The organism is Allofrancisella guangzhouensis (assembly GCF_000815225.1).
Taxonomy (GTDB): domain Bacteria; phylum Pseudomonadota; class Gammaproteobacteria; order Francisellales; family Francisellaceae; genus Francisella; species Francisella guangzhouensis.
On sequence record NZ_CP010427.1, the window covers coordinates 1520117 to 1532256 of the forward strand.

Consider the following 12140-nt stretch of genomic DNA (forward strand, 5'->3'; position numbering starts at 1 on the left):
AAAAACTATCTCACCGGATCAACTAAAAATGTAGATTTCAAAGTACTACCCCGTCTTGCTATGCAAGCCACCCCTTCAACGCTTGAAGGGGAATTGTTCAATACCGCTGATACTTCTGCTGTTGACCCTGCTAATTGATTTGTAGAAGTTGTGTTGCTCATAATATTTCCCTCTTTATTTATTGTCTAATTGTAAAACTTGTTTATATAATTGCGTGTCTATTAATGGTATGTATTCTCTTCTAACTGCTATCCATACTAAATCATCTGGATTATCCTGTTTTCTCCAGTATGGAACTGTAGGTTTTCCATAGTTCTTAAATAAATGAAACTCTCTAGCTATATCAGCTAAACTATGAATTCGGTCTGCTGTACTATATCTAAAAATTGCATTTTGACGCTTTTGCTCATCTTTAATTCCAAAATAAGTCTTACAATACTTCTCTATACTATTTTTCTCACAGCCATATATGCGTAGCCAGCCCCAAGCATACTTTTGGATATCGCCATCATTTTCAAAATCTGACCAGTTATAATCTATATTTTTATCTACCGCTTCATCTATATATTTATCAAAAGTCAAACCTTTAGGTAAATCATATACAGCTACTTCTAACTCATAACTATATAGATGTAATGATCTAAAATAATTATTAATATTCTCTATCATCTCTAAAACCTTAAGCATTCCTTCTGCAGTTTTTGGAGCATCTACATAGATAGTGTTGTATACACTTATATAATCATGTCTTTGCTTTATTTTCTCTTTCATTGGAATACTGTTATTGAATAAAACTGCTAAAGTCTTTCTCATCTCACTTATAGGCTTTTGATACTCGCCGTCTACAGGATTTGCCCCATCAATACTTGCTCGAATCACATTATTTGTACTTACAGCATCTACATAAGATCTAAAAAGAGCCTTCCAGTCCATAGCTTGTTTAGCATTGCCAAAGTTATCTACTACCTTATTAGATTTTTCATAGTATGAACCTCCAGACTCTAAATCTTTATAACTTAAATCTTTAGCCTTAAAATTATACCCACCTAAATTACTTGAGTAACTTACATCCCAAACTTCAAACTTGTCACCTTGATATTTTTCTTCTAGACGTTTCTCTATTTTTTCTTTAACGTCTGGATAACCAGTTATCCAGTCTATAAATCCGCAATAGGCTATGGCTGGGATTGCTAGTATTGTTGCTAGTAGTAGTTTTTTGAGTTTCATTCATTACTCCTATTGTTAACTAAAAATTCCCCTTCAAGTGTTGAAGGAAAATTGTTTTGTCTCTTGCTTTCTGTCTTGTGTCCTCTGTCGGTTGTTATCCGAACTATCTCTCCCTCAAACTATTATCTATACCTCTAGTTAAAGGTTCCGTAAAGAAATCTAATACTCTTCTTGTTCCTGTCTTAACCTCAGCAACTACTGCCATACCTGGTACTATTTTGTAATCTTCACCACCTTTATGTAGCGTATTATTTTTTAAACTTATTACTAGCTTGTAAACCAAACCTAATCTCTCATCTTCTATTGCATCACCAGAAATTTTTTCTACAGCGCCATCTAACACTCCATATTCTGCAAATGGAAATGTATTTATCTTGACTTCAACAGTTTGACCTTTGCGTAAATAGCCTATATCTTCGTTTTTGACGTATACTTCAGCTTCTAGTTTTTGATCCATTGGAACTATTTGCATTAATACCTGGGCAGGTGTGACAACAGCACCTATAGTATGAATTTGCATTTCATGTACTATCCCGTCAATAGGCGACTTAATTGTATTTTTACCATTTAAGGTAGTTGCTTTGCGTAATTCTTGCTCTGCTGTATAAAGATCTTTCTCATCCTGACGAATTTTTTCTAAGGTTTTAAGATATGTTTCTGATTTAAATGATTCTAAATTACTCCTAGCTTCTGCAATTTCTGCATCTATTTGAAGGTCTTTTTTCTTTTCTGTCTCTAACTCATAATACGTATTTAGATATTTCTCTCTAAAATCTAGATACTCCATTCTAGCTACTGCTTTTTTCTCGTATAGCTTAGAGTAAGCATCTAACCTTTCTTTGATTATTTTTATGGTTTCTTCTAGCTGATAAGTTCTATTTAAACTTATATCTTTTTCTTTTTGCTTAGAATCCATAGTAGCTTCTAGTGTCATTAATTTAGCAATACTAGATTGCCACTCTTGCCATAAAAGCTGCCTGGATTGTTCTATATCTAGTTTGTCTGTAATTTCTGATGGCGGAGTATAGTCTAATTTATCAAGTGGAATTTGCTCACGCAAATCACTTTTTAACATCCTATAGAAGGCCTGCTCTCTAGATATTCTAAGCTTATAGAACTGTATATCTTCTTTGAGTTTATTTATATCTGCTTCAGTATATTCTGACTCTAATACTACTAGCACGTCACCCTTTTTAACTATCTGTCCACTATCAACATTTAGCTTAATTACAGTTCCTTTTTCAGAGGCCTGGATAGTTTTAACATCCCCTGATGGTGTGATCTTGCCTTGCCCTGCTGTAATAATATCTATCTTACAAAAATAAGCCCACACCACTACAAACACTATCAAAAACATCAAACAATAAAGTACTGTTCGTAACAAAGGATGTGGTGGTTTATCTGTAACTTCTAAAACTCCTGGTAAAAAACTATAGGCATCTGTCTTAGCATTACGTTCCTCTGCTAAGGTTTTACGATTCTGCCAAGAATCCTTTATTTTATTTATTATCTCAATTAACTTACTAAACTTTTTATTTGTATTTTGATTTTCTGGGAGATTTTTCTCTGTCATAATACTTCTCCCCTGTATTGTGCGTTATATAATGCTGCATAGTGTCCATTTTTAGCTAAAAGCTCTTTATGGCTACCGTCTTCTAATATTCTTCCATGATCCATATAAACTATTCGATCACAATGTTGAACTGTAGATAATCTATGAGCAATAATAAAAACTGTTCTTCCTTTAGATATTTTTGCCATATTATGTTGAATAATTTTCTCAGATTCATAATCAAGAGCTGATGTAGCTTCATCAAAAATAAGTATTTTAGGGTTATTAATAAGTGCTCTTGCGATAGATAGCCTTTGTTTTTGTCCTCCAGAAAAATTAGCTCCACCTTCTTCTATGGTGGTGTCATAACCATCTTTTAATTCTAAAATAAATTCATGTGCACCTGAGTAAGTTGCAGCTTCTATAACGCTTTGCATGCTTGCACTAGGATTTGTAAGAGCAATATTTTCTCGAATACTTCTATTAAACATAAAGCTTTCCTGAAGTACTACGCCTATGTTTTGACGCAACCATACAGTATCAATAGTAGACAGATCAGCGCCATCAACTAATACTTTACCAGCCTCAGGTATATACAGCCTCTGAATAAGTTTGGTTAAAGTACTTTTGCCACTGCCTGAACGCCCAACTACACCTATAGATTGACCTGCATTAACTTCAAGGTTAACACCATCTAAGATTAATCTTGTATCAGGTGAATACCTAAACCTTACATCTTTAAAAGTTACCCTGCCTCTAAATACTGGTAGTGAACTCTTACTAGTCATATTTGCTGACTCTGTAGGTGAATTAAGAATGTCTCCTAACCTTCTCAAAGAAACTCCTGCCTGCTGAAATTCTTGCCATAGATTTACAAGCTTAAGTATCGGTTGAGTTACTCTAGCTGATAACATATTAAATGCTATAAGCTGCCCTATTGTTAAGTAGCCAGCTATCACCATATGAGCACCTATAAATATAATTACAATAGTAGTTAACTTGCTGATTAGCTGCGCAATTTGGCTAGCTACATTTCCCAAATTTTGAGATCTAAAAGATGCTTTAACATATTCAGTCAAATTATCTTCCCATTTGCGTTGCATTTGTGGTTCTATAGCATTAGCTTTAATAGTCTGGATACCAGTTATTGACTCTGTAAGAAATGTTTGGTTTTTTGCACTAGTTGAGAAAACTTTATTTAATCGATGCTTTAGTATTGGAGTAATAAATAATGATAGTAAGAGATATAAAGGAATAGTACCTAAAACTACCAAAGTCAGTTGCCAACTATACATAAATAACACTGCTATAAATATAAATGTAAAAGACAAATCTATGAGTAATGTTAAAGCTGTACTTGTGATAAAACTTCGAATACTATCTAACTCCTTTACTCTAGCTACATTTTGACCAACTTGACGAGTCTCAAAATAATTTAATGGCAACTTCATCAAATGAGAAAATAGTTTTGAACCTAACACAACATCTACTCTAGAAGTAGTATGACTAAATAGATAGGTTCTTATAGTACCAAATACTACCTCAAAAACAGCTACAACTAAAAACACGATTGCTAAAGTATTTAAGGTAGTTATGCCATTATGCATAATCACCTTATCCATGACCACTTGAAAGAAAAATGGTGTTAATAGACCAAACATTTGTATAAAAAATGAAGCTATAATCACATCTTTGAAAATATGTTTATACTTCCATAAAGCTGGTATAAACCATTTGATATTAAACTTAGCTTCTTCTACATTCTCATTACCTTTATGAGTGATAAATATAGCTAATCCAGAGTAAAATTCCTCAAACTGATCTTTTGTAAATGTTTTAACGCCGTTATTTTTTGCAACTAAAGTTATATATTGATCATTATTTACACCGGCAAGAATAAAATATTCACCATCTTTATTCTTAAGGATCATCGGTAAACTGCATGGATTAATACTTTCTGTTTTAATTTTACTAAGCTTAGCTTTAAAACCATATGAACGAATAGCTCTAAGAAAATTTGTTTGAGTGAGATTACCATTAGAATCTCCATATTCATGGAATATTTGCTTTTCATCAATGGCAATATTATTAAAACTAGCTATTTGTCCAAAACAAAAAATAGCACTGATCATTAAGCCAACCTGTAACTTTATGGGATATTTATTTATAATACTAATATTTAAAAAATATTTAAATAATTAATAAAAATAGTTATGTATTTAAATAATAAAAGTATGTTTATTTTAGCCTTTATATTATTTTCTAATACAAGCTATAGAAAAATAACTCGATATTACTGTCCTGACTCTAGTGATTTTAACGCTGACCAAAATGGTTCTAATACACTAAGAGCTAAAACTAATTATAATAATTTAAAAATTATTTTGTACGCTAAAGATAATAAACCTACTGGATTACCTGAGTTTCCTCAAGTCTTTAGGAGCCTTAAATTAATTAACTGTACAGCTGAAAACTGCCAACCAACTTACTTATATTACTCTAATATTGAAAACTATATTATTCAAGCTAGCTCTGATAAAAATCAAAACATAACTGTTGATCTAAAGTTAAACAATTATCTCATTAAAAATTTCTGCCAATTTATGGAACACGTTGATTGCCCTTTTTTCATCACATACAAGATTACTTTTTGATAGTGATTACGAAAGGAATAATTAATGTAAACATTATGCCAACAAGTAATAAAGCATCAAAATGCATTATACTCATATTCATATTATCTATAGGAATAAAACCAACTACAATAGCTATAATACAGCCCACACATCCTAAAATTGCCATCGTAATAGTTCCAACTAAACCTTTATATATCTCATATTGTCCTTGCTGTAATGGCTGGCTAATTTTTAGCTTAATCGCTGTTATAAACATAATTATGTATGCTATAACTGCTAGTTGCGCTGTTAAATCGCTAAGATACCAATATGCTTCATTTACAGACGGCATAAATATATAGGAAAAACAAAATACAGTAAAAATCAAAGCTTGTACTATTAGCATAGTATCAGGAGCATCATTTTTATTAGTCTTGCCAAGCATTTGAGGTAGGATATTATCATTACTTACTATCATAAAAGCTCTTGATAAACCCATAATCCACGCTGATGTTGTAGTAAAAGCCCCAAATATTAATGTAATTGCAATAAAATATGTCACCCACGGCATATTTATTTGGCTAAAAAAGTAATGAAAAGAAACCATTAACCCAGTGACAATATCAACGTCACCAATTTGCAACTGACTACTTACTAATATCACAGCTATATTAGATAGTATTAATGACCCTAAAATTACTGTTCCAGATATTAATAAAGCTCTAGGAAAATTCTTTTTAGCATTTTTAACATTAGCAGCATGAATAGCACTCATCTCTAAACCAAATAAGCTAAACATAACTGTAATAAACAAAGCCCAACTACTGATATTATTACCAGATGGGATAAAATCTGACACATGAGGAGGTACGATGCTTTGTGTATTAGAAAGTGTCCAGAAAAAAGCCATAGATATAATAATAAGCATAGGCAATAAAGTTCCTATAATAGCTCCTAAGGTGCTTACTGTACTAGAGGTTTTTATTCCAAATAAGTTTATAGCTGTTGCACTCCAAAACATTACTAAACTCATGGAAATCATATACCAAGGGTTTGATACCAAATCCACTGCATTTTGTCCTAAAACTGGTGCCATTACGTAGGCTATAACTCCAGCAAAAAAACCACAAATCGAGGGAAACCAAACTAGGTTATACACCCATTGTATCCATATAACTAAAAACCCTAAACGCTTCCCAAACGCTTTTTTCACCCAAATATAGATACCACCTGTTTCTTGGGTTGAGCCTGTTGACATCTCAGCTGTTAGTAACGCACAAGGTACTAGGAAAAAGATTCCCGCTAATATATAAAAACTTACTACAATCCAACCAGCTTGGGCTGTTATTGATATATTCCTAAGGCTATCCACGGCTATAATGTTTATCATCACCAACCTTATTAAACCAAACTTTTTACTACTAACAACTTGTTCCATGAAAACCAGAATTTATTTCGTCAATAACCAATTTAGTATATACTTAAAACCAATTCATAACAACCAAACCTAAGTTGACAAATGAGAGCTAAAAATATTCTAATTATTTTGTTACTTACTATACTAAACTTATCTTATGCACAAGATGAGTCATACATTTGTAGTAATGAGATACTTAAGTCTCCTATAGTCTACTCACAAGAAAAAGGACAAATAAATTTTACCAATTGGGCTGATTATATATCTCCTGATATAGTTCCTTGTTTTTCTAAGCTTTCTAATACTAGAATTAAGTATATTTATACATCTGATGACAATATGACAAGAGCTAAAGTTATGACTGGCTCCTCAGGGTTTGATCTTATAGAGCAAGGGGCTTTATATTTAAACACTGAAATAGCTTCAAATGCTCTTGTAGAACTTGATAAATCAAAATTGCCAAATCTTAAGTACCGTAATAAAGTTATTTACGACAAAGTTTCACAAATTAACGATCCTGGCAATAAATATGCTGTAATTTATAGCTATGGTACAACTGGTCTTGCTTATAATAAAGAGCAAATAGAAGAACAACTCGGTAAAGGAGTTGTTCCGAACAGTTGGGAGTATGTATTTAATGCTAAATATCTAAGTAAACTAGCTAAATGTGGTGTATCTTTACTTGATGAGCCAGAACAGATTTTTGGTAATTACTTCTTTTTCCATGGAATAGATCCAAACACTACTAGCAAAGCCAAATACGAAAAAGCTGCGCTTGATATTATTAAAAATATTCGTCCATACATTAAATATTTCGATAGTAATAAATACCAAAATGATTTTACTGCTGGTAATTTATGTCTAGTTATGGGTTACTCTGGTGATGTTGTTAGATCTGTTGAAAGAGCTAAATCAGTCAATCCAAACGTTACTTTAGCTTATGTAATACCTAAAGAAGGTACTAATATTTGGTTTGACACGCTTATGATACCTAAAGGCGCTAAAAATTTGGATAAAGCATATGAACTTATGAACTATATAATAGATCCTTATATAGCAGCTCAGAATAGTAACTACCTTTATCAACCTAATGCTGTTACTCAAAACAGTCAATACTTGGATTCTATTTTTGATAATAAAAATATTAAGCCTACTGATCAAATGATCAAAAAAATGTATGTGCTAAATATTCATGATGCTGAAATGCAAAGTTTTATAAGTAGAATGTGGATGAATGTTAAATATGGTATAGAGTTTAAACCTAAGTATTACAGTCCTAAACAAGAAAATTTATAACCTAAACTTTCTGGTTAAAATTTTATATACAACCTGTATTCCCATATTATCTTCATTAAGCTTTATATAAATATTTTTCCTAAATCTTTATTTTAGTATTACTTTATAAATTTTTTAAATTTTGTAGAATGAAATTTAAAATTTTGTTATACTTTAAAAAAATTAAAGTTTTATATAACTAATGTTAATTATTTACCCATGGAAGCAAACTGGTAAACTCAGTTGTGGTGCCACAAGTTTTATGCACTGTCTTGCTGTAGTTAGTAGAAACCATACTAATGTGAAAATAGATACGTCACTAGGGTCTACAAATACTTGCTTTAAATTTATGTCAAAACAACAATTAGAACAGGCTACAACATCAGCATATAAAGACCTTACAATTCCTGCACATTTTGGATTAAAAAAAGAATTCATAATTAACGGTTTTATAGAAAGAATAAATGGTTCAATACGTACACAAAAGCATAGAGCGGAACTAGCTAAGAGTCGATATGAAGCATTAATAAAAGCATATACAGAAACTACAACTATAGAAAGTTTAATAAGAAGAAAATATAGTTTACTTGGAAATGAGCTAGAAACAGTAGAATTTAAAGCGATGAATAGTACCTTTATTCCTTACTTCTTTATACCTAGACAGGATGGGATAGTTTATCCAAGCTCCGAAATGGAGAAACTGATAGATAGTATATTAGGCTTTAACCCAGAAAAAATACACTATGAGTTTGGTACAGAATATACTTTTCCCTCTAAAGTGGGTATTATTGCAAAGTTGATGGGCTTAACTCCAAGAGTAAGAATATCTTTAGGTGCAGGGCTTACAGTAGGTGCATGGTATTGGAATGAAGTAAGACACCTCCGTCAAATGAATATAAATTATGAGCAATGTTATATTCCACATCCTACACTAGTTACAGGCAAGTTTAAGAGTAATGAATCATGCTGTATGACTTTAATAGGAAATAACACATTTAGCTTTCTACACTGGATAGTAGTATATAAAGAGGGATGGATATATGACCCTGCTGACGGGTCATATTACAATAATTTTGAGCAACTTAGAAACAGTTATTCTTTTTCGGTTCGCACGCTTGGCGTTAATATATTTTTTTAAACTCTTTTTCAGTTGTTTTGAAATACTTTATAAAGAGCTTTTACAGTTACTAATATGCTTCTTATGTAGTGTATTAAACGATAATTATATTATAAGCTCTTGTACAGGTAACTTACTTTTTGTATCTATTTTCTTAACGAAATCAAGATATTTAGAACTAACTGGTTCGACACAATTAACAAACTTATCAAGTCCAGCTTGGATGTCATCTTCACTAAACCGACTATAAAGCGCGTGGATCAAAGGTATGTACTTTAAATCCCCATTATATTGCCAATCAAACTTGAAACTTTTTAATATATGGAGTACTGATAGATTTACTAGGGTAAATAGAGAATAAGGTTCAGATTTAATAGCGCGGAATATATGTTTTTCATTACCTATGTTATTGTCCTTAAAGCAAGAGATTAAATAGTTATCTACTTCTTTTAGATCTGTTGCTTTGGTAACGCATTGCAGTAACGCAACTGCTCTTCTTATACCAGTATCGCCATGATGTCCTAATTTAAATTTCTTTTCATTCTTCTTATATTCTACTGCTTTTTTATTTATATTTCGCATTTCCCATAAAGCTTTATATCTCATTACCCCTTCAATAATACAAGCTCTTAACTTATCACTTATTACTTCATAATCTACGTTAATAATAATTTGTTGCGGTTGAATTACAGGTGGTTTAAAAATGTTCGCTCCTAATAACAAAAATGGTCGATTAAGCTGACGAAGTTGGGACGAAGGCTCTGTAGTGTAAGTATATGTAAACTTTAAACCATTTAGCATAGGCTCGCTATTTCCAGACAGAAGAGGCTCATTATTTATGAGTTTATATTGTTGTATGATTGGCGAAGTAACCTCGTTTATAACTGAAAGCAATACATATTTGTTTCCTACGAGATCTTGTTTCTCAATCTCATTCTTGTAAACATTTGCTACCTGTTGCTCGTAATCACAAGGCTTTTGAACTAAACCTGCCATTTCGATAGGTATCACTTTATAATTACCAAAGCTAGAAACTTCATTGTTATCTAACTGATATAATGTCCTCACCCATACAACTTTAGCATCTATCTTTAATCGTTGATTATTTTTGGTGTAGTAGTGTGGTAATTTCTTAAGAGTTTTGGCAATCTCATAGCAATACATTTTTCCATTATACTCAAATTGATAAGTGTCTATGTCTATGTCTTCATTAAGGGCATCATGATGCGATCGCCTATGATCTACATGAACTGCTCTTAGTGCAGCACTAAACAAATTGTAGTAATCTTTCAGGTAAACTGCTCCAAGAAGCTCTCCTCTATAATCTGTCTGAATCTCAACGTTTCCAATTTGTGAAAAGTTATCTCCCTGTTGAAAGATACCCAAAAACTTAGAAGGTAATTCATTAGCATCCTTCATAGGGCGTGATAATTTTACTTCTAAAGAGTAATCCAGAGCCACTTTTGCCTGCTCCACTTGTTCTTCTTGCTCATCTTCTTCAGCCACTAAATATTTGAATAAATTAGAATTATTAAGTTTGTATTGAGTTATCAGTAGATATAATCTGTCTGGTTTCTCGATTTTATTTTGTTTTTCAGCAATTGTAAAGATGTTATCAAATTTCTCATCTAGTTTTGAGATTACCATACATTCAAAGACATATCCAGATCCTCGATAGTCTTCATTATATTCGTCACCTTTCTGAATACCACCACCAGATCTGAAACCGGTAAAAACTCGCCAACAACTTTCTGATTTAGATTTATACCAGATTCTAGGTTGCCGATTGCCGCGACCCAAAATAAATTTATAGCCGTCATCTTGTAATAACATGCATTGTATATCAAATGTGCATGCTCCTATCTTGATTTGTTCTAAGATTGGTAGTTTGTTTTCCCACCAGTCGGTTATATAATTCATATCTCTCATCCTCACTTTATTTGTTTAACTAATATAGGTTATTATTTAATAAATTTATAACCATATTAAAGTTATAGCTATTGCCATTTATATAATACAGTAAAGACTTGATAATCAGTAGAATATTTTTTAACAACAACTATTAAATTTTAACAAATATTTTAATTAAAAACATGCTAATAATATAATATTTTCTACAGTATGCTTATGAACTTAAAAAGATTTGTAGTTGGAGGTTAAACTGATAGTTATAGTATTAAGAGTGTTGATTTAACCAGGGATTTTTTATTTTCATTTTTTTAAACAGGATTTTTTTGAAGAATTTAAGAAAATCTTCTTATTTTTATATCCCATATCAGCTTTTTTAGCTGATATAGCTAAATTACTATATTTTAGTTATAATGTTTTGTATTTGATCTGCAATAGCTGAGTAAATATCCTCTGACTTCTTATTCTTAGACATTGTTTCTATCCTTAATATTTTGCTAGAAATAATCTAGCAGGTTAATTAAGAATTTACACAGTTATTTGGAAATTCCCCTTATAAAAGATCTAAACTTTCAAAACCAATGTTATTCAAAGCCCCATACAAAATTACAGCTACAGAATTTGATAAATTTAGGCTACGACTATTTTTATACATAGGGATTTTGATTTGGGTGTCTTTAAGTAACTCTAAAACTTTTGCTGGTAGACCTCTAGTCTCAGGGCCAAATAATAAAATGTCATCGCAATCAAAATCTACCTGATGATAATATTGCTTTGCTTTAGTTGTACAAGCCCAAATTTTTTTAGTTTTATTTTTTTGGTAAAACTCACCGAAATTTTTATAGATTTTGAGGTTTGCAAACTCATGGTAATCTAAGCCTGCTCTTCTAAGTTGTTTATCTTCTAGTTTAAAGCCTAAGGGCTCTATAAGATGTAAATTAGCACCCACATTTGCACATAACCGGATAATATTGCCTGTATTGGGTGGGATCTCTGGCTCATACAAAGCTATATTTATCATCTATTTAA

At 31.6% G+C, this 12140-nt stretch carries 10 protein-coding genes; 3 read left to right on the forward strand and 7 right to left on the reverse strand.

The window, feature by feature from the left end; genetic code table 11:
• Positions 1-5: 5 nt before the first annotated feature.
• From SD28_RS08120 to SD28_RS07120, 4 genes are all read right to left on the reverse strand, one after another.
• A complete protein-coding gene (locus SD28_RS08120) occupies positions 6-161 on the reverse strand; it encodes a hypothetical protein (RefSeq protein WP_157698642.1) in 156 nt (51 codons plus the stop codon).
• Positions 162-174: 13 nt separating this feature from the next.
• Complete coding sequence (locus tag SD28_RS07110) at positions 175-1227, reverse strand: hypothetical protein (protein ID WP_039125431.1); 1053 nt, start codon at positions 1225-1227, stop codon at positions 175-177.
• 103 nt (positions 1228-1330) lie between these two features.
• Positions 1331-2800: an HlyD family type I secretion periplasmic adaptor subunit gene (locus SD28_RS07115; RefSeq protein ID WP_039125434.1), complete on the reverse strand. Its 1470-nt coding sequence runs from the start codon at positions 2798-2800 to the stop codon at positions 1331-1333.
• A complete protein-coding gene (locus SD28_RS07120; protein WP_039125436.1) occupies positions 2797-4911 on the reverse strand; it encodes a type I secretion system permease/ATPase in 2115 nt (704 codons plus the stop codon). The genes SD28_RS07115 and SD28_RS07120 overlap by 4 nt, the downstream gene beginning before the upstream one ends.
• Positions 4912-4992: 81 nt before the next feature.
• Here SD28_RS07120 and SD28_RS07125 point away from each other — a divergent pair, with 81 nt between their 5' ends.
• Positions 4993-5433, forward strand: coding sequence for a hypothetical protein (locus SD28_RS07125; RefSeq protein WP_069774109.1), 441 nt, complete (start codon positions 4993-4995; stop codon positions 5431-5433).
• Here the strand turns inward: SD28_RS07125 and SD28_RS07130 are convergent.
• Entirely contained in the window at positions 5423-6832 is a 1410-nt protein-coding gene (locus SD28_RS07130; protein WP_039125438.1) for an APC family permease, read from the reverse strand. The two genes, SD28_RS07125 and SD28_RS07130, sit on opposite strands and share 11 nt — an antisense overlap.
• Before the next feature lie 81 nt (positions 6833-6913).
• On the opposite strand from SD28_RS07130, the gene SD28_RS07135 reads away from it, so the two are divergent.
• Positions 6914-8107: a polyamine ABC transporter substrate-binding protein gene (locus SD28_RS07135; RefSeq protein ID WP_039125439.1), complete on the forward strand. Its 1194-nt coding sequence runs from the start codon at positions 6914-6916 to the stop codon at positions 8105-8107.
• A gap of 181 nt (positions 8108-8288) precedes the next feature.
• Positions 8289-9224: a hypothetical protein gene (locus SD28_RS07140; protein ID WP_039125440.1), complete on the forward strand. Its 936-nt coding sequence runs from the start codon at positions 8289-8291 to the stop codon at positions 9222-9224.
• An 84-nt stretch (positions 9225-9308) separates the two neighbouring features.
• On the opposite strand, the gene SD28_RS07145 is transcribed toward SD28_RS07140, so the two are convergent.
• Together SD28_RS07145 and trmL are read right to left on the reverse strand one after the other, a co-directional pair.
• The gene (locus tag SD28_RS07145; RefSeq protein WP_039125441.1) at positions 9309-11123 is read right to left on the reverse strand and encodes a hypothetical protein; all 1815 of its coding nucleotides are present in this window, start codon (positions 11121-11123) and stop codon (positions 9309-9311) included.
• A 541-nt stretch (positions 11124-11664) separates the two neighbouring features.
• The gene (gene trmL / locus SD28_RS07150; RefSeq protein ID WP_039125444.1) at positions 11665-12132 is read right to left on the reverse strand and encodes a tRNA (uridine(34)/cytosine(34)/5-carboxymethylaminomethyluridine(34)-2'-O)-methyltransferase TrmL; all 468 of its coding nucleotides are present in this window, start codon (positions 12130-12132) and stop codon (positions 11665-11667) included.
• Between the last annotated feature and the right edge of the window lie 8 nt (positions 12133-12140).